Source organism: Pseudooctadecabacter jejudonensis (assembly GCF_900172275.1).
GTDB classification, from domain to species: Bacteria; Pseudomonadota; Alphaproteobacteria; order Rhodobacterales; family Rhodobacteraceae; genus Octadecabacter; species Octadecabacter jejudonensis.
In genome coordinates this window covers 239,069-264,885 of sequence record NZ_FWFT01000002.1, presented here as the reverse complement: position 1 = coordinate 264,885, position 25,817 = coordinate 239,069, and the positions used below count along the sequence as shown (strand labels likewise).

The 25,817-nt window shown below is 62.7% G+C and carries 25 protein-coding genes and 1 riboswitch; of the genes, 11 read left to right on the top strand and 14 right to left on the bottom strand.

All coding sequences use genetic code 11. From position 1 onward, the window contains the following. Positions 1-28 precede the first annotated feature (28 nt). From PSJ8397_RS06430 to cobN, 6 genes are all read right to left on the bottom strand, one after another. The gene (locus PSJ8397_RS06430) at positions 29-373 is read right to left on the bottom strand and encodes a Lin0512 family protein (protein WP_085863770.1); all 345 of its coding nucleotides are present in this window, start codon (positions 371-373) and stop codon (positions 29-31) included. After that, a complete protein-coding gene (locus tag PSJ8397_RS06425) occupies positions 370-708 on the bottom strand; it encodes a Lin0512 family protein (protein WP_085863769.1) in 339 nt (112 codons plus the stop codon). The genes PSJ8397_RS06430 and PSJ8397_RS06425 overlap by 4 nt, the downstream gene beginning before the upstream one ends. Before the next feature lie 45 nt (positions 709-753). Further along, the gene (locus tag PSJ8397_RS06420) at positions 754-1,083 is read right to left on the bottom strand and encodes a DUF3140 domain-containing protein (protein ID WP_085863768.1); all 330 of its coding nucleotides are present in this window, start codon (positions 1,081-1,083) and stop codon (positions 754-756) included. Positions 1,084-1,143: 60 nt separating this feature from the next. After that, a complete protein-coding gene (gene bluB / locus PSJ8397_RS06415) occupies positions 1,144-1,767 on the bottom strand; it encodes a 5,6-dimethylbenzimidazole synthase (protein ID WP_085863767.1) in 624 nt (207 codons plus the stop codon). Positions 1,768-1,769: 2 nt separating this feature from the next. After that, entirely contained in the window at positions 1,770-2,381 is a 612-nt protein-coding gene (cobO, locus tag PSJ8397_RS06410; protein WP_085863766.1) for a cob(I)yrinic acid a,c-diamide adenosyltransferase, read from the bottom strand. 225 nt (positions 2,382-2,606) lie between these two features. Next, a complete protein-coding gene (gene cobN / locus PSJ8397_RS06405) occupies positions 2,607-6,338 on the bottom strand; it encodes a cobaltochelatase subunit CobN (protein WP_085863765.1) in 3,732 nt (1,243 codons plus the stop codon). 65 nt (positions 6,339-6,403) lie between these two features. Between cobN and PSJ8397_RS06400 the strand changes: the two genes are divergently transcribed. Continuing rightward, complete coding sequence (locus PSJ8397_RS06400) at positions 6,404-6,583, top strand: hypothetical protein (protein WP_085863764.1); 180 nt, start codon at positions 6,404-6,406, stop codon at positions 6,581-6,583. On the opposite strand, the gene PSJ8397_RS06395 is transcribed toward PSJ8397_RS06400, so the two are convergent. Continuing rightward, positions 6,550-7,002 carry a GNAT family N-acetyltransferase gene (locus PSJ8397_RS06395; RefSeq protein ID WP_085863763.1) on the bottom strand — a complete coding sequence of 151 codons (453 nt, stop codon included), beginning with the start codon at positions 7,000-7,002 and terminating at the stop codon, positions 6,550-6,552. The two genes, PSJ8397_RS06400 and PSJ8397_RS06395, sit on opposite strands and share 34 nt — an antisense overlap. Further along, positions 6,999-8,102: a cobalamin biosynthesis protein CobW gene (gene cobW / locus PSJ8397_RS06390; protein ID WP_085863762.1), complete on the bottom strand. Its 1,104-nt coding sequence runs from the start codon at positions 8,100-8,102 to the stop codon at positions 6,999-7,001. Before cobW ends, PSJ8397_RS06395 begins: the two co-directional genes overlap by 4 nt. Before the next feature lie 34 nt (positions 8,103-8,136). Next, positions 8,137-8,356, bottom strand: a riboswitch (cobalamin riboswitch). Between the two features lie 281 nt (positions 8,357-8,637). Here cobW and smc point away from each other — a divergent pair. Both smc and PSJ8397_RS06380 read left to right on the top strand, forming a co-directional pair. Continuing rightward, on the top strand, positions 8,638-12,093 hold the full coding sequence (gene smc, locus PSJ8397_RS06385; RefSeq protein ID WP_085863761.1) for a chromosome segregation protein SMC: 3,456 nt from the start codon (positions 8,638-8,640) through the stop codon (positions 12,091-12,093). Between the two features lie 102 nt (positions 12,094-12,195). Continuing rightward, a complete protein-coding gene (locus PSJ8397_RS06380) occupies positions 12,196-12,591 on the top strand; it encodes a hypothetical protein (RefSeq protein ID WP_085863760.1) in 396 nt (131 codons plus the stop codon). Positions 12,592-12,608: 17 nt separating this feature from the next. Here the strand turns inward: PSJ8397_RS06380 and PSJ8397_RS06375 are convergent, their stop codons facing one another. The 6 genes from PSJ8397_RS06375 to PSJ8397_RS06350 form a co-directional block, all read right to left on the bottom strand. Beyond that, the gene (locus tag PSJ8397_RS06375) at positions 12,609-13,514 is read right to left on the bottom strand and encodes a glycosyltransferase family 2 protein (protein ID WP_085863759.1); all 906 of its coding nucleotides are present in this window, start codon (positions 13,512-13,514) and stop codon (positions 12,609-12,611) included. A gap of 11 nt (positions 13,515-13,525) precedes the next feature. Further along, entirely contained in the window at positions 13,526-14,686 is a 1,161-nt protein-coding gene (locus tag PSJ8397_RS06370; RefSeq protein WP_085863758.1) for a lytic murein transglycosylase, read from the bottom strand. Between the two features lie 33 nt (positions 14,687-14,719). Further along, positions 14,720-15,616, bottom strand: a complete 897-nt coding sequence (gene cbiB / locus PSJ8397_RS06365) for an adenosylcobinamide-phosphate synthase CbiB (RefSeq protein ID WP_085864268.1) — start codon at positions 15,614-15,616, stop codon at positions 14,720-14,722. After that, a complete protein-coding gene (locus PSJ8397_RS06360) occupies positions 15,616-16,596 on the bottom strand; it encodes a threonine-phosphate decarboxylase (RefSeq protein WP_085863757.1) in 981 nt (326 codons plus the stop codon). The genes cbiB and PSJ8397_RS06360 overlap by 1 nt, the downstream gene beginning before the upstream one ends. Next, positions 16,593-16,994, bottom strand: a complete 402-nt coding sequence (locus PSJ8397_RS06355; RefSeq protein WP_085863756.1) for a DUF1636 family protein — start codon at positions 16,992-16,994, stop codon at positions 16,593-16,595. Before PSJ8397_RS06355 ends, PSJ8397_RS06360 begins: the two co-directional genes overlap by 4 nt. Before the next feature lie 70 nt (positions 16,995-17,064). Next, positions 17,065-18,039 (bottom strand): glutathione S-transferase family protein, encoded by a 975-nt coding sequence (locus tag PSJ8397_RS06350; RefSeq protein WP_085863755.1) that lies wholly within the window; start codon positions 18,037-18,039, stop codon positions 17,065-17,067. Between the two features lie 394 nt (positions 18,040-18,433). Here PSJ8397_RS06350 and PSJ8397_RS06345 point away from each other — a divergent pair, with 394 nt between their 5' ends. The 8 genes from PSJ8397_RS06345 (at position 18,434) to PSJ8397_RS06310 (ending at position 25,737) form a co-directional block, all read left to right on the top strand. Beyond that, complete coding sequence (locus PSJ8397_RS06345; protein WP_085863754.1) at positions 18,434-18,685, top strand: DUF6732 family protein; 252 nt, start codon at positions 18,434-18,436, stop codon at positions 18,683-18,685. After that, positions 18,682-19,896, top strand: coding sequence for a sirohydrochlorin chelatase (locus PSJ8397_RS06340; RefSeq protein ID WP_085863753.1), 1,215 nt, complete (start codon positions 18,682-18,684; stop codon positions 19,894-19,896). Before PSJ8397_RS06345 ends, PSJ8397_RS06340 begins: the two co-directional genes overlap by 4 nt. Before the next feature lie 42 nt (positions 19,897-19,938). Then, on the top strand, positions 19,939-20,580 hold the full coding sequence (locus tag PSJ8397_RS06335) for a precorrin-8X methylmutase (protein WP_085863752.1): 642 nt from the start codon (positions 19,939-19,941) through the stop codon (positions 20,578-20,580). Positions 20,581-20,663: 83 nt separating this feature from the next. Then, entirely contained in the window at positions 20,664-21,881 is a 1,218-nt protein-coding gene (gene cbiE, locus PSJ8397_RS06330; RefSeq protein ID WP_085863751.1) for a precorrin-6y C5,15-methyltransferase (decarboxylating) subunit CbiE, read from the top strand. Between the two features lie 66 nt (positions 21,882-21,947). Continuing rightward, on the top strand, positions 21,948-22,649 hold the full coding sequence (cobI, locus tag PSJ8397_RS06325; RefSeq protein ID WP_085863750.1) for a precorrin-2 C(20)-methyltransferase: 702 nt from the start codon (positions 21,948-21,950) through the stop codon (positions 22,647-22,649). After that, the gene (cobJ, locus tag PSJ8397_RS06320) at positions 22,640-24,532 is read left to right on the top strand and encodes a precorrin-3B C(17)-methyltransferase (RefSeq protein WP_085863749.1); all 1,893 of its coding nucleotides are present in this window, start codon (positions 22,640-22,642) and stop codon (positions 24,530-24,532) included. Before cobI ends, cobJ begins: the two co-directional genes overlap by 10 nt. After that, entirely contained in the window at positions 24,529-25,296 is a 768-nt protein-coding gene (cobM, locus tag PSJ8397_RS06315; protein WP_085863748.1) for a precorrin-4 C(11)-methyltransferase, read from the top strand. The genes cobJ and cobM overlap by 4 nt, the downstream gene beginning before the upstream one ends. Positions 25,297-25,389: 93 nt before the next feature. Further along, complete coding sequence (locus PSJ8397_RS06310) at positions 25,390-25,737, top strand: hypothetical protein (protein WP_085863747.1); 348 nt, start codon at positions 25,390-25,392, stop codon at positions 25,735-25,737. Positions 25,738-25,817 lie beyond the last annotated feature (80 nt).

The following is a 25,817-nucleotide window of genomic DNA, read 5'->3' as shown; positions in this document are numbered from 1 at the left end:
TCACCCTGTCACGCGGAAAACCCCCGATCTAGCCCTGAAACGGCAAAAATGCCTCAACCGCGGCAGAGGCGATGACGATCACATTGCCGTTGTCCGGATTGGTCACATTCAGCCCGCCTGTCACGGCCCGCACCTCGGCCCGCCCACGGGGCAGTTTTTCGGCCAAAGCCGCACAATCCACCGCATCGGGGTCCTGCACACCCACCGTCACCTGAACCCGCATAGCGTCGTGGGACAGGCCCGTGGCCTCAAACAAAGGAATTGACGAATGCCGCAACGCATCCTCAATCGCCCGCGCGGCGGCCTTGGTGTAGTCGCGGCCATAAAGGTCATTGCCCATGCCCATTTCGATGATGAACCGTTGATCACTCATGCGTCCAACTCCAGTGCGACGGACAGCGCCACATTGGCGATAACCGTCGGGTGTCCGTCGGGGCGCGGCACATCCAGCCCGCCCTTCACCACGTCAAATTGCAGCTGACCATAAGGGAAAATGTCCCGCAACGCGTCCGTATCAACGGCATCGGGCTGCTGCACACCGATCTCAACGGTGATCTGCATCGCCTCTTTCGGCTGGCCGTACAGCTCCGCCAGATTGATCGAATTGTGCCAAAGCGCGTCCTGTAGCGCCCGCCGCGCGGCCTGCGTGTAATCTTGCCGCCGCAGCGACGTGCCCATCCCGAATTCCGTCAGCAACCGTGTCGCCATCTGTCCCTCCGTGCAGCGCTAAAATTCCGGAATTTTAGCCGCCCCTTACTTCAAAGGATCATGTCCCCAGTTCATCAATGAATACCGCCATGCCGACGTTTCCACATCGTCATCCGGCCCGCCTTGTGACGTATGGCGTTTGATATAGCCGACAACCTTGCCCATATGCGACCACTGATCGTCGGTCAGATCGTCTTTGTTGGTGCGCTGGATGTTCACAATCCGCCGCCCCGATTTGTGACCTGTGCTTTCGCCGTCGTCACTGTCGCCGACGGATTTGCTGTCTTCGGTGTCCAGCCAATCGTCCAGCTCTTGCGGGGCCATGTTCACAAGGTCCTGCCATTCGTCCCAGATTGTCTTTCGGTCTTTGCTCATTGTCGGTCTCCCAAAGGTTTGAAGACCTAACAAAACCGCACTCTCAGGGTTCCCTGCCGCCTAGACCACGTCCCAGTGTGTCGCAGTGTTGTCCTGCCAGCCAGCGCGATGCAACAACGGCGTATCGGCATCCTCAGCCGCGTGACCCACGCACAAATAGGCGGTTAAGTCCCACGTGGCAGGCACGCCGAACAGATCCTTCAAGGGCGCAGGATCCAGGATCGACACCCACCCCACACCGATGTTTTCGGCCCGTGCCGCCAGCCACAACGTGTGGATCGCGGCGACCGTGGAATAGGCCAGCATCTCGGGCATGGTCTGGCGCCCCAGTCCCGCGCCTTCGGCAGGGGCCGTGTCTGTCCAGACGGCCAGATGCACCGGCGCATCGTGCAAGCCCGCCAGTTTCAGGCTGCGATACTTTTGCGCGGCCTCCCCCTCGTAAATATCCGCAGCCCGCGCATTCGCCGCCTCGAAATTGGCGGTGACCGCCGCCCGTTTGGCGGCATCCTCCACCTGCATCACCCGCCAGGGCCGCGCATTGCCCACCGCTGGCGCACGGTCCATCGCGGCCCGCAACCGGCCCAGCACCGCCCCGTCAATCGCCTCGGTCCGAAAATGCCGCACATCACGTCGCCAGACCAACAAGTCGGCCAGCGCATCGCGATGGGTTTGCCCCATCTGCACCCTTAATACTCGACGCCGATTTGCGCCTTGATGCCCGACCGGAACGGATGTTTGACCAGCTCCATCTCGGTCACCAGATCGGCAATTTCGATCAGATCCGCATGGGCATTGCGCCCCGTCAGCACCACATGGGTCATGTCCGGCTTTTCCTCGACCAGAAACTTCACCACATTTGCAATCGGCACATAATCATACCGGATGGCGATGTTGACCTCATCCAAAAGAACCATCGAATTGGCCTCATCGCGGATCAGCTCTTTCGCCTTTTCCCACGCGGCCATGGCCATTTCTGTGTCGCGGGTCTTGTCCTGCGTCTCCCATGTGAACCCTTCGCCCATTGTGTGGAACGCACAGTCATCCGAGAATTTGGACAAGATCAGATCGCGCTCCCCCGTCGACATCCCCCCCTTGATGAATTGCACAACCGCGCATTTCATCCCGTGGGCGATATGGCGGAAGATCATCCCGAACGCGGCAGAGGATTTCCCCTTCCCCTTACCGGTATGCACAATAATCAAGCCCTTCTTGTCCGTCTTGGTCGCCATGATCTTATCGCGGGCGGCCTTCTTTTTGGCCATCTTCATGGCGTGGCGGTCGGCGTCTTCGGTGCTCATACTGTCGTCTCCTTCTGGGTCTGATGCTGGTCTGATCTGGCGGGCTTGCCAAGGGGGCTGCTGCAGTTGGGAAAACGGCGCCTCTTTTCCCCTGACATTTCGTCCCCTCACGTGGTGTTTTCACAGCAGTCAGGGAGGCCGGATGCGTTATTTTTCTGTTTGTATTCTGTTTGCGTATCTTGGTGTGGCTGCTCTCGCTGCCGGGTTATGAGTTCACGGCCTCCCTTACTGCCCTTCTCTGGTCAGGTCTGAAATGCGCGCCCGCGCAGAATTGCTGCGCGGCGTCCAGAGGCCACGATCAATCGCCTCAGCCAGACGGGCGGCAATTTCGGCCAGGGCAGGGGCGTTGTGCTGCGCAATGAAGTCGCGCGTGTCCTCGTCGGCCAAAAACGCCTCCTCGACCATGTCAAAGTGATGGGTCTTCACGACGCCTGTCGTGGCCGCAAAGGCAAAAAGGTAATCGACCGTCGCCGCCATCTCAAACGCGCCTTTGTAGCCGTGGCGTTTGACGCCTTCGATCCACTTTGGGTTCACCACGCGGGACCGCACAACACGGGCAATCTCATCATCCAACGTGCGGATGACGGGGCGTTCGGGGCGTGAATGATCGTTGTGATACACGGGGCGGTCACGGCCCTGCAGGGTGGCCACCGCCGCCGCCGCCCCGCCTTCGAACTGGTAGTAATCGTCGCTGTCGAGGATGTCGTGTTCCCGGTTGTCCTGATTTTGCACAATGGCCTCAACCTGGCCCAATCGCGCCTCAAACCCCGCGCGGTCGCGCACGCCCTCTTGTGCTGCCGAATAGGCATAGCCGCCCCATTCCAGATAAGCGTCCGCAAGATCGGCGCGCCCCGCCCAAAGCCTCTCGTCAATCATCGCCTGCAGGCCCGCACCATAGGCGCCGGGTTTTGATCCATAGACCCGCGCGGCCCCTTCGCCCGCCCGTGCCCTTTCCGCCGCAGGATTCTGGCCGGGGGCCTCGTCCAACGCCTGCACCGCCTGCGCCGCTGAATCAAAAAGCGCAATCAGCTGCGGAAACGCGTCGCGGAAAAACCCGCTGATCCGCAACGTGACATCCACCCGTGGCCGCCCCAAAGCGCCCTCAGGGATGATCTCGAACCCGGTCACACGTCGGTTCGCCGCGTCCCACTTTGGCTTGACCCCCATCAGCGCCATGGCCTGCGCAATGTCATCGCCGCCCGTGCGCATATTGGCCGTGCCCCAGGCGGTGACCAACATCGTGCGCGGCCAATCACCGTGATCCTGCAGATGTTTTTCAATCAGCAGACTGGCAGATTTCCATCCCAAGGCCCAGGCCGTGGGCGTGGGCACCGCACGCGCATCCACGGAAAAGAAATTGCCCCCCGTGGGCAAAACGTCCAACCGCCCGCGCGTCGGCGCACCCGACGGGGCAGGGGCCACGAACTGCCCCGCGAGGGCGCGGAGCAACCCGTGCCCTTCACGCGGCCCGCACGCCGCAACCGTGTCGCGGATCGCACCGCGCATCTGATCCAACACAGCGCCAGACGCGGGGCCAGGCGCCGCTCCGCCCTCCATCAGCGCAATCGCCAACAGCTCCAACCGCTCAACCGTGTCGCCAAGCGTACGCCAGCTGTCCGAGGTCAGGTCGGCCAGCAAGGCCGGTTTGACCTCTGCCGCGGCGGCCAAATTGCAATCCAGCGGATCAAACCCCAGCCCCAGATCAGCGGCCAAAGCCCGCAACAGCGATGCATCGCCGCCCGTGCCATCGCCGCGTGGAATGCGGGCCAGTGCGATGACCAAATCGCGCAGCTGATCCCCCTCGGGCGATTGACCGAACACATGCAAACCGTCGCGAATCTGGGCCTCTTTCAACTCACACAAATAGGCATCCAGCTTGGCCAGATCCCCGTCTTCGTCCCCATCGAACCCGACATCTGCCGCCAACCCCGTGACGTCGGACAGCGACAAGATCTCGCGGCGCAGATGGTCAATGCGGCGCGGATCGACGCCTGCGGCCTCGTAATATTCGTCCACCAAGGCCTCCAGATCGCGCAGGGGCCCGTAGCTTTCGGCGCGCGTCAAAGGGGGTGTCAGGTGGTCGATGATCACGGCAGAGCTGCGCCGCTTGGCCTGCGTGCCTTCACCCGGATCGTTGACGATGAAGGGATAGACATGCGGCGTTGGGCCCAAAACGACCTCCGGCCAGCAGGTCTCGGACAGGGCCACCGCCTTGCCGGGCAGCCATTCCAGATTGCCATGTTTGCCCATGTGCACAATCGCATCCGCGCCCCAGTGGTGACGCAGCCAGACATAGAACGCCAGATAGTTGTGGGGCGGCACCAGATCGGGGCTGTGATAGGTGTCGGTCGGATCCACATTGTAGCCCCGTGCGGGCTGCAGGCCCACGATGGCGTTGCCGTAACGGTGAATGGAGAGGGCAAAACCCGTGGCTGGCCGGCCCTGCGGGGCGAGTTTTTGGGGGTCAGATGAAGGGGGGGCGACGTAGAACGGATCATCTTCTGGGGCGCCCCACCGTGCGGTGATTTGCCCTTTCACGCTCCAAGGGAGCGCATTGAAATGTTTTTTGTAGATATCGAGGGGCAAGACCTCACCCCCATGCCGCGCAGCACGATCCGTCAGCCAGTTCGTCGGGCCGGCCATCATCTTCTCCATCAGCGCGCCTGCATCCGCAGGCGGCGTGACGTCATATCCGGCGGTTTTGAGAAGGTGCAGGGCATGCACCGTGGCCGCAGGCGTATCGAGGCCCACACCATTGGCAAGGCGCCCGTCTTTGTTGGGGTAATTCGCCACCACCAGCGCCACGCGTTTTTGGGCCGCGGTTTGGGCCCGCAATGCGGCCCAGGTCGTGGCCAGTTGCACAACGAAATCCACGCGGTCGCCTACGGCGCGATAGGTCGCAATGGGGCATTCGGTGGCGTCGTCGAAATAGGCCTCGCCCTTGAAGCTGATCGCGCGGGTCAGGACGCGGCCGTCGACCTCGGGCAGGGCGACATTCATGGCAATATCGCGCGCGCCCAGCCCCGTCAGACCCTCTGCCCATGCCTCTTCCGATGATGCGGCAAGCACGACCTGAAACACCGGCGCCCCGTTGGCATAACCTGCTGCCAGCGGGTTCACTGCTGCCGCGTCGCCCGCATGCGGCGACCCCACAGCGAAACTGGTGCAGTTCAGGATCACGTCAGGGGGGGCGGCGGTAAAAAGCCCCTTCACCGTGGCCTGCGACAGCGGGTCTTTGAGGGAGGCCACAAACACCGGCAGCGGGTTAAGCCCCGCGCGCACCAGCCCCTTCACCAACCGGTTGATCGGGTTCAAACCAGCCCCCTGCACCAAGGCACGGTAAAAGACGATTGGAACAATCGCGGCCCCATCGGTCCAGTTGGCCTGTGCCGTGGCCAGATCACTGACGCCCGCGCCGGGCCAATACACCCCCGCCTTCAGCAGCGGGCGCGCAGGGGCAGGGGCCTCACCGCCCTCCAGCATGTGGCGCGCATAGCTGAGGGCGTTTGTCGCGTTCTCAGGCCCGCCTTCCACCAAATAGGACCACAGCGCGTCGTAATCGGCGTCACTGACGCTCGACAGGCTGCGCAGCTCTGCGTCTTCCTTGTCATCACCGGGCAACAACGCCAACGGCACGCCGGCCGCGCGCAAGCGTGCGGCGTATTGTTCCACCCCGTAGGTCCAGTATCCGACCCCGCCCAACACCCGCGCAATCACCAGCCGGGATTTGGTCGCACAGCTGTCCAGATGCAGATCGACCGACATCGGGTGGATCAAATGCATCATACTGGCAAGGCGCAATGTGGGCGTATTGTCCAACTCTCCCCGTGCCGCAGAGAGCGCGGCGAGCTCCGTATCCGCCGCAGAAATGACCACGATATCAGCGGGTGTCTGGCCCAGATCGACCGGCTCTTTTCCGTCGTCGATGGCGCCCGGGGTCGCGGCTAGCAAATGCATTGCTGAACCTTTCCGCGCATCGGCGCGTTCGACGTCCAGATCAATCGCCAGACAAAGGGACCGACATGAGCAAAATGGAAGAAATCCCGCCGCAGTTTCGATCCGTCGCAGGTCAGGACGCCGTGGATGAGGCCGATGGCAAAATGGCGCGCGGCTGGGACCGGTTGCGCCGCAACGGCACGCAAAATCCCTATAAGGAACGCCCCAAACCTCACGTCAGTGCCTTTTCGAAGAACAAGGAATAAGGCCCGTCGGTGTAGGTCCCGAAGGCCCGGCATTCCGTAAAACCGAAACGGCGGTACAATCTGTGCGCCGCATCAAGGCCTCTGCCGGTTTCTAAGCGCAACAGGGGCAGGCCCTCGCCCCGTGCGGTGTCTTCGATCATGCGCAGGATGGCCGCGGCCACGCCTTGGCCGCGCCCTGCCTCATCCGTGAACATGGATTTGACCTCTCCGTAGCGGTCCATGACCGCCAAGGCGCCGGTGCCCACCACGTGACCGCCGGTGCGGGCGGCGAAGAAGCGGATGTGATCCGCTTGCAGGGCCGCCAGATCAAGATAGTGGCAGGCATCCGCCGGGAACATCGCATTCATCAAGGCATGACTTTGGGCCAGCAGCGCGGCTGGCCCCTGAGCCGTCGGATCTGCGGCCTCGACGGTGATCATGCCTGAAGGGCTGCGGTGATCGCGGTATGGTCCAGCCCCGCCTGTCCGATGACAACCAGCCGTGTGGTGCGCGCATCGGTGCCGAACGGGCGGTCAAAATAGGTATCAACCCGTGGGCCCACGGCCTGCAGCGTCAGCCGCATGGGTTTGCCTTCGATGGCGGCAAACCCCTTCAGACGCAAAATATCATGCGCGCGGATGACATCGGCCACTTGGGCGGCAAAGGCGGCAGGGTCTGCGATTTCACCCCGTTCGACGACGAAACTCTCGAATTCGTCGTGTCCGTGTTCATGGTGGTGATGGTCATGCGCGTGGTGATGCTCATGCGCGTGGTCATGGTCATCATGGTCGTGGTGATCGTCGTCATGATGATGGTGGTGGTGCACCTCATGTCGGGCGTCCAGATCGCCCTCGGCCCCAACGCCTTGGCCCAGCAAAACATCCACAGGCAGCGCGCCCATGGTGGATGTCACCACCTGCACACCGGCGCGGGCATCCGCTTTGAGGGTCGCTCGCAACGCATCCGCCTGTCCGGCCTCCAACAGATCGGACTTGTTGACGACAATCATATCGGCGCAGGCGATCTGGTCCTCGAACAGCTCCGACAAGGGCGTCTCATGATCGAGATTTTCGTCCAGCTTGCGTTGGGCGTCCACGGCCTCAACCGAATGGGCGAACCGCCCGTCGGTCACAGCACGCCCGTCGACGACAGTCACCACACCATCCACGGTGACCTTCGTGGAAATCCCGGGCCAGTTGAACGCCCGCACCAACGGCTGTGGCAAGGCAAGGCCAGAGGTCTCGATCACGATGTGATCGGGGGGTGTCTCTCGATCCAGCAGTTTTTCCATGGTCGGAATGAAATCATCTGCGACCGTGCAGCAGATGCAGCCGTTCGACAGCTCCATGATGTCGTCTTCGGTGCAGGTCTCGTCCCCGCACCCCTTGAGGATATCGCCATCCACGCCCAGATCGCCAAATTCGTTGATGATCAGCGCAATGCGCTTGCCCTCGGCGTGTTCCAGCATGTGACGAATGAGAGTGGTTTTGCCGGCGCCCAAGAATCCGGTGACAACGGTGGCAGGTATTTTGGCAGGCATCTTTTTGGTCCTTTCATGTCGCCTTCCCCGACGACAGGTTGCATTTGGCATGGCAGGTCTCCTGGCTTGCGGGTCGTAGCGCGTCGTCGCCTTCCCGGAGTGATCCAGTGGCTGAATTGACGGGCGCTCACCGCTTACAGTCGCGGGGGCGGCTGTGGCCTTGGGCCTCCTGTTTGGATCAGCCCGCACCACATTCCCTCTTGTTCCCCTGTCTGGCTGGGCCGGACACGGGGGAACCATGCAGCGCTGTTGTGCGCGCGGGTGGGGCAGGCGGTCAAGGTGGATTCCGGCGCACCCTGACAGAAAGCGACATCGCGTGCTGCGGGCGGGTGAACAAAATTCCGGAATTTTGTTGCCCTGCGGGGCGAGTTTTTCGGGTCAGATGAAGGAGGGCGTGGGCGTTTTCCACGCCTGTTACGCGATATCTTGGGGATAAGTCCGCTGATATCCCTACATTCTGTGTGGGTTCGTTGACAGGCAGGGGCGCACCCGCGCAGCATATGGGTCACGCACAGAATCACGGAAAGCAGGCCCCATGCGGTTCTCCCGCCTTCGTCTTAATGGCTTCAAAAGCTTCGTCGACCCGACCGATTTGATCATTCAGGACGGTCTCACAGGCGTGGTTGGGCCAAATGGCTGTGGCAAGTCCAACCTGCTTGAGGCGCTGCGCTGGGTGATGGGCGAAAACCGCCCCAAAGCGATGCGTGGCGGCGGGATGGAGGACGTGATCTTTGCCGGTGCCTCCACCCGCCCCGCCCGCAACTTTGCCGAGGTCAGCCTGATCATCGACAACGCGGAACGGCTGGCCCCCGCTGCGTTCAACGACAGTGACACGTTGGAAATCGTGCGCCGGATCACCCGCGACGTGGGATCTGCCTACAAGGTCGGGACCAAGGACGTGCGCGCGCGCGACGTGCAGATGTTGTTTGCGGATGCCTCCACCGGGGCGCATTCGCCCGCGTTGGTCCGGCAGGGCCAAATTTCCGAGCTGATCAACTCCAAGCCCAAGGCGCGCCGCCGTATTCTTGAGGAAGCGGCGGGGATTTCCGGCCTGTACCAGCGTCGCCATGAGGCGGAGTTGAAGCTGAAAGGCTCTGAACAGAACCTTGCCCGCGTGGATGACGTGATTGAACAGCTGGCCAGCCAGTTGGGGCAGTTGGCGCGGCAGGCCCGTCAGGCCGCCCGCTACCGCGCCATTGGCGACGATCTGCGGCAGGCCGAGGGGCTGTTGCTGTATCGTCGCTGGAAAGAGGCGGATGAGGCGCGTGCTGCCGCGGCCGACCAGCTGCGCGCGCGGACGACCGCCGCCGCCGCCGCCGAGACCGCAGCACGGCAGGCCGCCAAGGCGCGTCAGACATGCGAGGATGCCCTGCCGCCCCTGCGTGAGGAAGAGGCGATTGCGGCCGCTGTTTTGCAGCGCCTGACCGTTCAGCGCGATACCCTCACCGACCAAGAGGCACGCGCCAAACAGACCATCGAAACCCTCACCAATCGCATTGAACAGCTGGCCCGCGACATGGACCGTGAGGCCGGGTTGAACAAGGACGCGGGCGAGACGATTGCCCGTCTTGAATGGGAAGCCCAAGAGATCGCCAAAGCCCATGAGGGCCACGCCGACCGTCTGGAGGAGGCGCGCGTGGCCTCAACCGACGGGGCGCGAATCCTTGCCGATCGTGAGGCCGATCTCAGCCAGATGACCGAGGACGTGGCCCGTTTGGCGGCCCGCCATCAGTCGTCCCAACGTCTGATTGACGATTACCGCAGGACGTTGGAAAAGAACGAACATGACGCGCAGCGGGCGCTGGCCACCAAGGCTGAGGCGCAGGCGGCCCTGGAACGCGCGGCAACTGATTTCGAACGCGCCCAGACGGAGGAGGCCACAGCCCGCGCCACCGCCGAAAAGGCTGAAATCGTGCTGGCCGAGGCAGAGGCCGCCCGCGCCGACACCCAAGGCAGAGAGGCCGACGCCCGCGCCCTGCGCTCCGAGGCGGAGGGCGAGGTGAATGCCCTGCGCGCTGAAACCGCAGCACTTGCCAAACTGGTCGATCGTGACAGTTCCGAAGGCAGCCAGATCCTTGATCAACTGCGGGTCGAAGGCGGCTATGAAAAGGCGCTGGGGGCGGCGTTGTCTGATGACCTCAAGGCGCCCGCTGTGACGTCCGACATGGGGTCCGGCTGGGTCGCCTTGCCCGGCTACAGCCAGCCGCAAACCCTGCCTGTAGGCGTCAAGGCGCTGACCAACTATGTCTCCGTGCCTGAGGTTTTGGTGCGCCGGATGGGGCAGGTGGGCCTTGTGGACGCCGCGGACGGCCCGCGCCTGCAAAAAGACCTCGCACCGGGGCAGCGCCTCGTGTCTCTCGACGGGGATTTGTGGCGGTGGGATGGGTTCCGCGCTGCGGCCGAGGACGCGCCATCTGCGGCGGCCCTGCGTCTGCAACAGCTCAACCGTCTTGAGGGGCTGAAAAAAGACCTGAACGACGCGCAGGCCAAGGCCGATGGCATGGTCCGCGCGCATGAGATGTTGACCACCCGTTTGGCCGAATTGGCGCAGGCTGACAAAGCCGCACGGGACGCCCGCCGGGCCGCCGATGCAGCCGTGGCCGACGCCAACCGCGCGCTGTCTCGGGCCGAGGCGGACCGCAATCTGGCCGAAAGCAAACTCGACAGCTCCGGCCTGGCCGTGACGCGCCACGAGGAAGAGGCCATGGCCGCCCGCAAAGCCTTGGCGGAGGCCGAAGCCGCCGCCCGCGCGCTGGCCCCCCTGGACGAGGCCCGCGCCGCCGTCGAAGACGTCAAAATGACCGTCGAAGCGGCCCGCATGACGATGATGGCCAAACGCTCCGGCTATGACGAAGTGCGCCGCGAGGGCGAGGCCCGCACCAAACGCTCCCAGGAAATCACCAAAGAGGTGTCCGGCTGGAAACACCGGCTTGAAACCGCCTCTAAACGGTCGTCTGAACTGGCCGAGCGTAAGGAAACCTCCGAGGCCGAACTCAAAGTCGCGCTGACAGCCCCCGATGAAATCGCCGCCAAACGCGACGAACTCGCTACCGCGATGGCGGAGGCCGAGGCCCGCCGCAAAGAGGCCGCAGACACGTTGGCCACAGGCGAAAATGCCTTGCGGGAGGCCACAATGGCTGAACGGGACGCCGAACGCGCAGCGTCCGAGGCGCGTGAGGCCCGCGCAAGGTCAGAGGCCCGCGCCGACGCCGCCCGTGAAACCATGGACGCCGCCGCCGACCGCATCATGGAGGCGCAGGACACCACCCCCGACAAGCTCCTTGATCAGCTCGATGTTGATCCCGACAAAATGCCCGCCTCGGACGCCATCGAAAACGATGTGAACCGCCTGAAACGGCAACGCGACGCGCTGGGTGCGGTGAACCTGCGCGCCGAAGAAGACGCCAAAGAGGTGCAGGAAGAACACGATCTGCTCGCCCGTGAAAAGACCGACCTTGAGGAGGCCATCCGCGCCCTGCGCACGGGCATCGCATCGCTGAACAAAGAAGGCCGCGAACGTCTGCTCACAGCCTTTGAGCAGGTTAACGAAAGCTTCGGCACCCTGTTCAAACACCTGTTCGGCGGCGGTGAGGCCAAGCTCGTGATGGTCGAAAGCGAAGACCCCCTCGATGCAGGGCTTGAGATCATGTGCCAACCGCCTGGCAAAAAACTCAGCACGCTGTCCCTGCTGTCCGGCGGCGAACAGACGTTGACGGCGCTGGCGCTGATCTTTGCTGTGTTCCTCGCCAACCCCGCCCCCATCTGTGTGCTGGACGAGGTCGACGCGCCGCTGGATGATGCCAACGTCACGCGGTTCTGCGATCTGCTGGATGAGATGACACGCCGCACCGACACACGGTTCCTGATCATCACGCACCACGCCGTCACCATGTCCCGCATGGACCGTTTGTTCGGCGTGACCATGGGCGAACAGGGCGTCAGCCAGTTGGTCAGCGTTGATCTGAAAGCTGCCGAAACGCTGGTGGCGTAACCAAAATTTCCTCGAAATTTTGTCCCCAATGTCTTTTCAAGACATTGCGCGCCCCACGCCATTGTGACGCGACATTCGCGGGTTCGCTGATAACATCGGGGGATGAAACACCTCATCTTTCCCTTTACGCTTCTCCTGGCGACATCCGCCGCAGCGCAAGACTACGCCACCCGCGCGACAGACACCGTTCCGACTGGTCTGGCCGCCCTGATCCTCGACCGTCCGCTTACGTATTTTGATGACGGCACCTCACGTTACAACACCGATGGCACCTATTCGTGGGATTACAGCGCGGCCAACGGCGGCGGCACATGGCTGGGGCACCACACGTTGGACGCGGCCACCGAAGACAGCATTGTCTGCATCACCTTCGTCACAGGCGTGGAACGGTGCGACCAATTTGTGATGTCCGGGGATCGGCTGGTCCTGCTGACCGCCGACGGTGGCCGCTTTCCGGTTCGCGACATCGGACCGGTTGAGGCGCTGTCCTCAGAATAGGGCCCCAGAATAGAGCCTCAAAACAGGGCCGACACCTTATCCTTCAGCCCCAAATCCGCCTCCAGCAACAGCCCATGGCGCCGCAGCTTTTCGATAAACGCAGGCGTGGCGGTCTGGGTCGCGGCATAGAAGGTGTCGATCTCCTCTGCCGTGGCGTCGGCCACGAAACCGGCCAGTGCCTCGTTGAACCGATAGGCCCCATCGGTGGTGCGGTGGGGCAGGGCTGCCAGCCAGGCCGCTTTGTTTTGAGCGTGAAAATGCAGCACCGTCAATTCGGGATGCAGGCGCAGTTTAATGGGGTCCGATTGGCCCTCCCAACTTGCAGCATGCAGCTTGGGCACCAGACCTTTGACGCCTGTGCGGAACAAAGATTTGCCCGCCTTATGGCTCAGCGCGCCCTTCATCATCAGCGCGGTGTAATCACCCAACACGTCGTACCGGTCTGCAATCGGCATGGGCGTGGGAAACGGATAGCGAAACTGCCGCGCCGTAAAAATATCATCGGGCAGGCCCGCATCATGCAACGCCTCTGCGGGGCGGGCGCGCAGAAACGGCGTGTCGTCGGTCCAATCATCCAGAATGGCGGCGATGGGGCGCTCGGCCCACAAAAATTCGTCCACATCCAGATGGGCCAGAACAGGAACCTCCGCCTGCGCGTAGACCCGTTGCACGTTCAATGCCTGTCGCGGTTCTTGGCGTTTGGGCCGCCCGCCCAAATCCGCCCAATAGGATTTGTTGCACAGCACGGGCGTCACCCCGTCGATCTGTTTCAGAATGCCTGCCGACACATCATCAGCATCATCCAGATGCACCCAAATCCGCGCCGCCCCTAGGTGTTTGTGCCACGCCACAAAGGCCAGAATTTGGGCCAGCGGCGCTTTGACGGTGGTGCACACGCCCCATTGGCTTTTTGCTTCGCCCAAGGCGTCCGCCCTCACAACTGCGCCAAAAGCGCAGGCGTGGGCCAGGCGTCCGCAGGCAGGCCAAGACGCTGTTGTTCCGCCTGCACCGCTGCACGGGTTTTCGCGCCCAAAATACCGTCAGCCCCGCCCACATCGTAGCCCCGCGCCTGCAACTTTTCCTGCAACTGCCGGATTTGATCGCCCGACAGCCCTGCATCGGGGGTGCCCGCATCATAAATCTGCCCGCCGCCAATGCGCGTGGCAAAATAGGCCGCCGTCAGCACATAGACAAAGGATTGGTTCCACTCAAAATACACATCGAAATTCGGATAGGTGAGGAACGCAGGCCCCTTGCGCCCCATGGGCAAAATCAACGATGCGGGCAAATCCGGCAATTCGCCCGCCCGCGCGGTCACACCCATCGCGGCCCATTGGTCTGTGGTCAGCTGCGTTTCGGTCCCCGACAGCGACCAATCCATCTCAGCCGGCACGACCACCTCTTGCAGCCAAGGCTGGTTCGGCGCCCACCCCAGCGACGCCAAGACCGACGCGCCGGACAACAGCGCATCCGGCGCCGATGTCTTCAGCGACACCCGCCCATCGCCGTCCCCATCGCGCCCGTTCTCGATGATGTCGCCGGGCAACATCTGGACCATGCCGATCTCACCCGCCCAAGCGCCCGTGGTGCGGTCGGGGTCCATATCGCCCCGCGCGGCCAGCTCCATCGCGGCAAAGACCTGCGGGCGGAACAGCTCCGGTCGCCTGCAATCATGCGACAATGTCACCAGCGCATCGCGGGTGTTGAAATTGCCCTGCACCGCGCCGAAATCCGTCTCAAACGCCCAGAACGCCAGCATGACTTCGCGCGGGATGCCCAGCTCTGCCTCGATCCGGTCGAAAATCGCATCCTGACGGCTTGATTGCGCGCGCGCATTGTCGATCCGGTTCTGCGAAATCAACCGCCGCGAAAAGTCGATGAAGTCACGCTGAAACACGCCCTGCGCCCGGTCCGCGCGCAGCACCTCTGCATCCTGCCGCGCCCCCGCGAGGAACCGCGCGGCATCCGCCTGCGCGACCCCCCGCGCGACGGCCTCCGCCAGCAGCCCGTCCTTGAAGTCAGACCAAGACCCACCGCAGGTCTGCGCGGCCACAGGGCCCGCTGCCAATACCGCTAGAATGCTTAAAACGCGCATGCTCACCTCCGCTTTTGTGACCACCCTAACGGGTCAGACCACAAGCGCAATCGCAACCACCGCAGCCAGTGCCACGGCCCAGGCCCGCCACAGCAGGGCGCAGGCGGCCTCAATATCGGCCACACCCGCATCCCGCCGCCCCAAGCCATGAACCCACGGAAAGTCCTCGATCGTGCCTTCGTAACTCCGCGGCCCGGACAGCGCGACCCCCAAGGCGGGCGCCATTGCTGCCTCGGGCCAGCCTGCGTTGGGCGACCGGTGCAGGCCCGCGTCGCGGCGGATCGCGCGCCATGGGGCGCGGGTCGCCGCGACGGTGCGGATCAACCCCGCCGTCAGACGCGCAGGCACCCAGTTCAGCACATCATCCAGCCGCGCGGCCGCCCAGCCGAATTTCTCATGCCGCTCCGTGCGGTAACCAATCATGCTGTCTGCCGTGTTCACCACCTTATAAACCAACAGCCCCGGCAACCCTGCGACCACAAACCAAAAGAGCGGCGCAATCACCCCGTCACTGAAATTCTCCGCCGCACTTTCAATCGCGGCCCGCGCAACCGCAGGGGAGTCCATCCCCGACACGTCGCGCCCCACAATCATCGCCACCGCGCCGCGACCATCGCCCAGCGATATCCGCAGCGCGTCCGCCACGGCTCGCACATGATCCACCAAAGACCGTTGCGCCAGCATCACAGCCCCCACGATGACCTCAACCCAAACCCCAGGCACCGCCATCAACGCCGCGCCCAAACAGATCATCGCCCAGACCAGCACAGCAACCACGGCCACACCTGTCACATAGGTCCGGTTGTTCAACCGACCGTCCGCCCAGCCAATGGCGCGTCCCATCAGCACGGCGGGGTGGGGCAGGCGGTCCCACAGCCACTTCGGCTCCCCCAACGCCGCGTCAAGCACCATGGCACAGGCCACTGCGATCACAGCGCGGCCTCCAACTGGTCCCACTGATCCGGCGCGGGCAAGCCCAGCCGGATCCACGTCTTCGAATAGGGAAACACCCGTGACCACACCCGCCCCTGCGCCAGCTTCTCTTGCATCGCAGCCGCATCAGGCACCGCATAGGTGCGGAACAAATCCGTTCCGCCGACCAGATCCCAGCCCACCAGCCGGTCCAACCGTGCCGCATCCCGTGCCAGCCTTGTCCGTGTGGCCTCGGCCCAGGCCACATCCTCCAACGCCCGCGCGCCGATCTCCAACGCAGGGCCCGCAACGGCCCAGGGGCCCAACTGTTCGGCCAGATCCACCACATCCGCGGCCCCGCAGCCCGGCCGTGCCAAACGGTGTGGCGTGCCGATGGCAAACCCCAGCCGCAGCCCCGCCAGCCCCCAGAATTTCCCGAAACTCTTCAGAACAACGGCCTGTCCTTCGCCTGCGTGCCACACATGGCTGGCCTCTGGCATCACGTCGCAAAAGCTCTCATCGACCACGATCAAGTCACGGGCCGGATCCGTGACCGTGGCCGTATCCCACAGACGTCCATCGGGGTTGTTGGGATGCACGTAGACCGCAACCGGCGCATCCGATTCATCCTCGTGCATATAGCCCGCCAACCGAAAGGCGGCGGCATGTTCATTGTAGGTGGGGCGCGGGATATGAACCCGCCGCGCGTCCGACAGCCAGGGCATCTGCACAATCAAAGATGACGTCCCAGGCGCGGCAACAATCGCGGCACCCTCCGGCACAGACCAAAATGCCCGCGCCGCCGTCAAAAGCCGGTCCGTCGCGCCCCGGTCGGGCAGGGCCGTCCACGCCTCTGGGTCGATCTCGCCCACCGGATAGGGCACCGGATTGATCCCCGTGCTTAGATCCAGCCAGTCGCCCCGAACGCCGCCAAAGGCGGCAACCGCGGCGTCCAGGCCCCCGCCATGATCGCGTCCCGTGTGTCCGGCCTGGCTCATTCCTCAGGCAGGGGCTGATGGCGGGATACGAAATGTCCCTTCACGCCTTGCGGCCATTCGCGGTAGGGGACTTGGCCCGTCTCCGATGCGGCATGTTTGCCCGCATACTCAACAATCGCCGCAGCATCGTCCTCCGTCGCCGCAAACGTGCCCAGCGAATAGTTGATCTTGCCCGCCGCCTGCACCGTGATGTTGCACGCGCGGTCGCAGCCCATGGTGCACGACACGCGGCGGGTGCGGACGCTGATCCCATCAGGGTCCGTGTTCGCCGCCGCCTCAAACAACACCGCCTCAACCAAAGCGGCCAAAGCCTCCCCGTCCGTCGGTGCGCCTGTTGCGGCATCCCAGCCTTCGCGTTTGCAGGTGTCGCAGACGGTGATCCAGGTGGCGGTGGTCATGGGGCAGGCTCCTCAATTTGCTCCGCCACATGAACCCGAAACGCGCGCCCTCTTCAAGACACCAATCGCGTCAGCCCCGCCCGTGGGGCGCGTCAAAATCGATCACCGGATTGATCGGGATGATGCGGTTGGGGTTAATGCTCTCGTGGCTGTAATGATAATGGCGCACGATGTGATGCATGTTTACTGTCTCCGCCACACCGGGCACCTGATACAGCTCTCGGGTAAAGCCCCAAAGGTTCGGATAATCGATGATCCGCTTGCGGTTGCATTTGAAATGTTGGTGATAGACCATGTCGAACCGGATCAGCGTCGTCCACAACCGCCAATCGGCCTCCGTCATGCGGTCGCTCATCAGATAGCGCTGCTGCGACAGCCGCTCCTCCAACCAATCCAGGCTGTCAAACAAAGGCCCCACAGCCGCGTCATAGGCCTCCTGCGTGGTGGCAAACCCCGACTTGTAAACGCCATTGTTCACCGTGTCATAGATCCGCGCGTTCACCTCTTCGATGTCGTCGCGCATCTCTTGCGGCCAGTAATCGTCGCTGTTCCCCGTGATCCCATCAAACGCAGAATTAAACATGCGAATGATCTCAGAGCTTTCGTTGCTGACGATCGTTTCCCGGTCCTTGTCCCACAAAATAGGCACCGTCACCCGGCCCGAGACCTGAGGGTTAGCCTTGATATAAAGATCCCGCGCAAACGGCAGCCCATAAAGATCATCCCCCGTCGCCCCGTGGTCATCCGTCTCAAATGTCCACCCATCGCTGAGCATATCGGGATGCACCGCGCTGACCGAAATGTGGGCGTCCAACCCCTTCAACTTGCGGAACACCAGCGCCCGATGCGCCCAAGGGCACGCATAAGACACGTACAGATGATATCGCCCTGATGCGGCCTCAAATCCACCTTCGCCCGTCGGCCCCGCAGACCCATCCGCCGTGATCCAGTTGCGAAACTTCGCCGTGTCGCGCTTGAACGACCCGCCGGTGGATTTCGTGTCATACCAAACGTCATGCCAAACGCCGTCTACCAAATGTCCCATCGCGGGCCTCCATTCCTTGCTTGCCCCTCACCTAACGCAGCCCGTCCCCTGCGCACACGCCCGTCACAGCGCACCACCCGTGCATCAACGCACAACCGCGCCTGTCTTTGTTTCCCAAATATCCCGGGGGAGGCCCATAGGGCCGGGGGCAGCGCCCCCAAAAACATCACGAGCAGCGCCCCCACTCCCCGACCTGACGTCGCGCCACAGCGCCACAATGCCGCTTCCTCACTTGCCCCCACCCAGCCCTCATGATCAACTGCGCCCAGACGACGCCCCAACGGGCCAGAAAGGTTGCCGACCGCTGCGTTGACCCATACAGGGGACCAAACGTCGGATCGTCCGTCCCGCACCTGCGGGGGTCTGGCGCGTGCTGTAACCGGAGATTGCCCCCATGCGCCCCAGATTGCGCCCCATCCTGGCCGCCCTCATCCCTACCGCGACACTGATCGCCACACCGGCGCTGGCCCATATCGGCCACCTGGGAGAGGTCGCAGGCCACGGCCACTGGATCGCCCTGGGCGGCATCGCCATCGCAGGGGCCATCGCTCTGCTGGGCGGGCGCAAAAAGGCAGACGAAAACACCGAGGACGCCACCCCAGAGGCCTCAATCCCAGGCGACGCGCAAGAGGAACAGGCCACATGACCGATACCCCCCAAAAAACCGGCGTGATGATCTGCGGGCACGGCTCCCGCTCCCAATCCGCTGTCGATGAATTCGCGACCCTGGCCGACAAACTGCCCGCCCTGCTGCCCAAAGACTGGCAGACCGAATACGGCTACCTTGAATTTGCCAACCCCGTGATCCGCGACGGCCTCGACACCCTGCGCGACAGCGGCTGCACCCGCATCCTCGCCGTGCCGGGCATGCTCTTTGCCGCCATGCACTCCAAAAATGACATCCCGACCGTGCTCAACACTTATGCCGCCAAACACGGGATGCCGATCAGCTATGGCCGCGAACTGGGCGTTGATCCCAAAATGATTGCCGCCGCCGCTGGCCGCATCGAAGAGGCCGAGGCCGAGGCGAACAAAACCGCCCAGGTTCACCGCCACGACACCTGCCTTGTGGTCATCGGGCGTGGCGCGTCGGACCCTGACGCCAACGGCAACGTCGCCAAAATCGCGCGGATGCTGCACGAGGGTCTGGGCTTTGGCTGGTGTGAGGTCGGCTACTCCGGCGTGACCTTCCCCCTCGTCGAACCCTGCCTCAGCCATGCGGCAAAACTGGGCTACAAACGTATCATCGTGTTCCCGTATTTTCTGTTCTCCGGCATCCTGATCGACCGGATTTACGGCTTCACCGATCAGGTCGCCGCGGATCATCCCGACATCACATTTGTCAAAGCAGGCTATCTGGGCGATCACCCAAAAGTGCTCGAAACCTTTGCCGAACGCATCATCGAACAAACCGGCAAAAACCCGCCCCCCAACTGCGGGATCTGCGGCTACAGAGAACAGGTGCTGGCGTTTGAAAACGGCGAACACAAACACATCACGCCCGATCAACGCAACCACCCTGCCTTCGCTGAAACCCCTCCGCCCACTTGCGTGCTGTGCAAATACCGCACCGCCGTCGTGGGGTTTGAGGGCGAAGTGGGCGCGATCCAGGACTCCCACCACCACCACGTCGAAGGCCAAGGCGCCTCCGCGCCGGGATCAAACGTGGCCGATTGCATCCTGTGCGACACCTTCTGCACCGGCATGTGCCGCTTGCAGGCGATGGAAAAGGGGCACGACCACCACCACCATCACCATCACCATGGCGACGATGATCACCACCATCACCACCATGCCGAATATCCCCACGCCAAGCACCCGCACGGCCCCGAATCCGCCCGCAAACGTCGCCGCTAAAATTCCCGAATTTTAGCCCCATCAAAATTCCGGAATTTTGATATGCGCCCCTATGAAAAAGACCCAGCCGCCATCTACGCGCAGTCCTTTGCCACCGTCGCAGACGAAGCGCGGCTGGATCGGTTTCCGTCTCAGATGCACCCGCTGATCACGCGGCTTATTCACGCGTGCGGCATGGTCGAAATCGCCGACCGTCTGGCCTTCAGTCCAGGTGTTAGCGAAGCAGGCCACATCGCCCTGAGGGGCGGGGCGCCCATCCTGTGTGATTGTGAAATGGTCGGTGCGGGCATCATCCGCAGGTATTTGCCCGCAGGCAATGACGTAATCGTCACCCTCAACGATCCCCGCACGCTGGACCATGCCAAATCCATCGGCAACACACGGTCCGCCGCCGCCGTTGAATTTTGGGAACCGCATATCGCGGGTGCTGTGGTTGCCATCGGCAACGCGCCCACCGCTCTGTTTCATTTGCTTGATCTGATCGATCAAGGGTTCCCCAAACCCGCCGTCATCCTCGGCTTTCCCGTGGGGTTTGTGGGGGCGGCCGAAAGCAAAGCCGAACTCGCCGCCAACCCGCGCGGGGTGGATTTTGTCGCGCTCAGGGGCCGCAAAGGCGGCTCCGCTATGGCCTCGGCGGCGGTCAACGCGCTGGCCGCGGGCTTGCCTGAGGTTTCAAATGGTTAACCTGTCCTGCCACACATTGAGCCATACGGTTGCCATACGCCAGCCATACGCGTGCCATACGCCCAATTTGCCGGAAATCGCCAATGGTTAACGCGCTCACACCCGCCCCTTGGCTGCACATCGTCGGCATCGGCGAAGACGGCATGGACGGCCTGACCCCCGCCACCCGAACCATCGTCGAAGCGGCAGAGGTGATCGTCGGTGGGGACCGTCATCATACCTTGTCCAGCAACCCGAATGCCGAACGGATCGCCTGGCCCTCGCCCTTCGATGCCATGATCAACACATTGGAATCGTTGAAAGATCGTCGCGTCGTGGTGTTGGTGACAGGGGATCCCCTGTGGTTCTCCGTGGGTGCCCGCATCGGGCGTGCGATCCCCGCCGACCAGATCGTCTATCATCCCCAACTCAGCGCATTTCAGCTGGCCTCAGCCCGTATGGGGTGGTCGCTGGCGGATTGTGAGACCTTGACGGTCCATGGCCGGCCCGTCGAGCAAATGATCGCTTTTATACAGCCAGATCAAAGGCTTATCGTCCTCACGACCGGCGCGGAAACCCCAGGCCAGATCGCGACGTTTCTGACCGATCGCGGTTTTGGCGGCTCGTCCATGACTGTCCTCGCCGCCATGGGCGGCGCGCGTGAAGAACGGTTTGACGGGACCGCTGCCGACTGGTCCCATGATGTGCCCGCCTTCAACACCTTGTGTATCGAGTGTGTTGCGGCCCCAGATGCAGCGCTTTTGCCACGTGTTCCGGGGCTTGCGGATGATCTGTTCCAATCTGATGGCACCATGACCAAACGCGAAGTGCGCGCCGCGACCGTCGCCAAATTGATGCCCATGCGCGGTGCGCTTTTGTGGGACATCGGCACCGGCTGCGGCAGCGTCGCCATCGAATGGATGCGCGCAGCCCGCTACGCCCGCGCCATCGGCATCGAACCCCGCACTGACCGCCGCGCGATGGCCGCGGAAAACGCACTGGCGCTGGGGGCGCCCAAGTTGGAATTGATCGATGGGAAAGTTCCGCAAGCCCTTGAAAACCTTGAGCCTCCGGATGCTGTTTTTATCGGTGGTGGCCTTTCGCCGGAGACATTTGAGGCGGTGTGGGCTGCCGTGCGGCCTTTGGGGCGCGTCGTTGCCAACGCCGTGACATTGGAAAGCGAAGCGCAGCTGATCGCGCTGCACAAATTGCACGGCGGAGATCTGGTTCGGCTGCAGACCCATCGGGCTGACCCTGTTGGCGCGTTTACGGGGTGGCGTCCGTCAATGCCCGTGACGCAGTGGAGCTTGATCAAACGATGATGTGCAACACGGCAAACGGACCCTCCGGGGGGAGTTTTTGGGGTCAGATGAAGATGGGGCGCGGCCATGCTGGGTAGGTTGATTGGTGTGGGGCTGGGGCCGGGCGATCCGGATCTGGTGACGTTGAAGGCGGCGCGCGCGATTGAGGGGGCGGCCTGCGTGGCCTATCCGTCTTTGGCCGGAGGCGACAGTTTTGCCCGTGCGATTGCCGCCGATTTGATTGCGTCAGATGCACACGAAATTCGTCTGGATGTGCCCATGACCGTGGCACGGGAGCCTGCGCAGGCTGCCTATGACAAAGGCGCGGCCGAGATTGCGGATGTTTTGCGTAAAGGCACTGATGTCGTGATGCTGTGCGAAGGTGATCCGTTTTTTTACGGATCGTTTATGTATGTCCACGCGCGGCTGAAACAGGACTTTCAGGTTGAGGTTATCCCCGGGGTCACGTCTGTGACGGCCTGTGCGGCTGTGTCGGGACGCCCGCTTGTGGCCCGCAATGAGCGGTTGACCGTTTTGCCGGGGCCGATGAATGAGGCGGATTTGCGAAACCGGATTGCGGGGGCGGAGGCCGTTGCGATCATGAAAGTGGGGCGGCATTTGCAGAAAATCCGCAGCGTCATTGACGCCTTGGGGCTGACCGCGCAGGCCACATATATCGAACGGGCCAGCTTGCCTGAACAGGTTGTTCTGCCTTTGGCGGAAGCGCCTGAGAAAGCGCCTTATTTTTCCATGATTTTGCTGACGAAAGGGGCCGATCCATGGCTCTAACACACGATATTCATGCGCCTGTTGTCTTGGCTCTGTCTGCATCAGGCGCGCCCATTGCCCACCGTGTGGCGGCGATCCTGGGCGCACAGGTCCATGGGCGCGAGGGGCGCGTTGCGCAGGCCGATGCGTACTTTGCCAATGCGTTGGATCATGCGCGGGACTTGTTTGCGGCAGGCACGCCGATTGTCGGGATTTGTGCCAGTGGCATTCTGATCCGCGGGGTGGCGCCCCTGTTGGCGGATAAGACGACGGAACCGCCGGTGATTTCAGTGTCGGATGATGGGCGTGTTGTTGTGCCCCTCTTGGGCGGGCACCGCGGGGCCAACCGGTTGGCATCGCAGATTGCCGAAGGATTGGACGGCACCGCTGCGGTCACCACGGCAGGAGACGTGGCCATGGGCGTCGCATTAGATGAGCCGCCCGCAGGCTGGCGTGTGGTGAACCCTGAGGGGGCAAAGGCGGTCATGGCGGGTCTGCTGAATGGGGAGCGGTTTACCCTGACCGGTGCCGCCCCTTGGCTTGCAGGAGTGGCGGCGATGAAGAATGTGTCGGTCGATGCCGCGCCGCACCTTCCAACGAAGGGGTCTCTGCCCGTTGATTTGAAGGCGGATGACGGCGACGCATCGATCGGTTTTGTGCGTCAAGACATCACGTTGGGCCTGGGCTGTGCCCGCGGCGCGGATGTAGAAGAGGTCTGGACGTTAGTGCAGGACGCCTTGGGCCGAGCCCTGATCTTGGCTGAGAGTATCGCCTGCGTGGCCTCCCTCGACCTCAAGGCGGATGAGGGCGCGATGAACGAAATCGCGCGGCGATTGGACGTTCCGTATCGTGTGTTTACCGCCACAGAGTTGGAGGCAGAGGCGGATCGTCTGCAGACGCCGTCCGACGTGGTCTTCGCCGAGGTGGGCTGCCACGGCGTCTCCGAGGGGGCCGCACTTGCCGCAGCCGGACCAGACAGCGCGTTGATCATCCCAAAGGCGAAAACCGCCAACGCGACCTGCGCTGTTGCGCGGGCGTCGGCCCCGATTTCCAAGATGCGCGGCCGCGCGCGGGGGCGGCTGTCGGTGGTTGGAATCGGGCCGGGACAGGCGTCGTGGCGCACGCCAGAAGTATCCAAACTTGTCGCAGATGCCGAAGAATTGGTGGGCTACGGATTGTATATTGATCTTCTAGGGCCACTGGCCGCCGGAAAGGCCCGCAGCGATTTCCCCTTGGGCGGGGAAGAAGCACGGTGCCGCTATGCGTTGGAACAGGCGGCGAAGGGCAAAAACGTAGCCCTTGTCTGTTCGGGCGATGCGGGCATTTACGCCATGGGTGCGCTGGTGTTTGAACTGCTTGACCGCGGCCCGGATGAGGAAGGCGTCAGCGATGCCGCCCGTCGGGTTGAAGTCGTGTGTTCGCCCGGTGTCAGCGCGCTGCAGGGGGCGGCCGCGCGGGCTGGGGCACCGCTGGGACATGATTTCTGCACCATTTCCCTAAGCGATCTTTTGACGCCCAGAGATGACATTATTCGGCGTCTGCATGCGGCGGCTGAGGGCGATTTTGTGATCGCGTTTTACAATCCTGTGTCCAAGACACGGCGGACCTTGCTGGCGGAGGCGCGGGACATTTTGCTGCAACATCGCCCCGTCGATACGCCTGTCATGCTTGCCACCAATCTAGGTCGCCCAACGGAACACGTGCGGTATCGTGCCCTCAAAGACCTGCAGGTGGATGAGGTTGATATGCTGACCGTGGTACTTGTCGGATCCTCCAATTCGCGGCTGGCGCGCTTGGGTGAGGGGCCGCGCATGTTCACGCCGCGCGGTTATGCCCGCAAGATCGACGGTGATCTGACCGACAAACGCAACGATCCCTACATCCCCGAGGAGGCCACCCCATGACCGTTTATTTTATCGGGGCTGGCCCTGGTGATCCGGAGCTTTTGACGCTGAAGGCTGCGCGGCTGATCAAGGCCTGTCCTGTGTGCCTTTACGCGGGGTCTTTGGTCCCTGCAGATGTCGTGGCGATTGCGCCGGAGGGGGCCGTGGTGATGGACACGGCGCCCATGCATCTGGATGAAACCCATGCGGAAATCGTCAAGGCCCATGCGGCTGGGCAGGATGTGGCGCGGGTGCATTCGGGCGATCCGTCCCTGTATGGGGCGATTGCGGAGCAGATCCGGCGGCTGAAGGTTGATGGTATTCCCTATGAGATTATTCCAGGTGTGCCGGCCTATACCGCAGCAGCCGCAGCGCTGGGGCAGGAGTTGACGGTACCAGAGGTCGCGCAGTCCATCGTGTTGACCCGCATGTCGATGAAATCGACGGGCATGCCTGCCGGTGAAACGTTGGAGAATTTCGGCCGTACCGGCACGACGCTGGCCATTCATTTGGGCATCCGCGCCTTGCGTGAGATTGAACGCCAGCTGGTGCCACACTACGGCGCAGAATGTCCTGTGGCGGTCATCTATCGTGTGGGGTGGCCCGATCAGCAGATCATTCGCGGCACGTTGACGGATATCCGTGAAAAGGTGCGTGCGGCCAAGATCACGCGCACGGCGTTGATCTTGTTGGGGCCTGCTTTGTCGGACGAAAACGGGTTTCCGGATTCAGCATTGTATGATGCGGCCAAGCCCCATGTCTTGCGACCAAAGGCCAAGGCATAGGTGTCTGGATTTGACATAATCAAATAAGATTTAGAGTTAACTTGACCTTTACCTGTCTGATGCCAAATTCTCGTCAGAAGGATGGAGGATCAGATGATCGAATCTTTACCACAGTCGATCTGGACTGAAATGCATGCGGCCAAGCGGCGGGCCGATCGAAAGATATCGCGTCTGCGGGTGGAAGCAGGCGGTGACAGCTTTCGCGTTTTGCGTCTGACATCCGAGGGCTTCGTGGTTGAGGCTGAGACAACGCCCAAACTTCGCGGCTTGGTCGACTTGTATGATGGTGGTCGTCACCTGAGCCAGTGTTTGATTGTTGCAGCCGCCCAAGAGGGCGATGAAATGGTCTATGATTTCAAACGCAACACGGCCGCCGCAGATGGCGCGCCACTGGATTTCGAACGCCCGGATGATGCGCCCATCGCCCTTTTGGGCCGGTAAGCCCGCGCAACAGGCCGACGCAAGACACACGGGCTGTTGCAAAGGGATGGATTGGGGCGTCTTGGCTGCGGGTCAAGCCG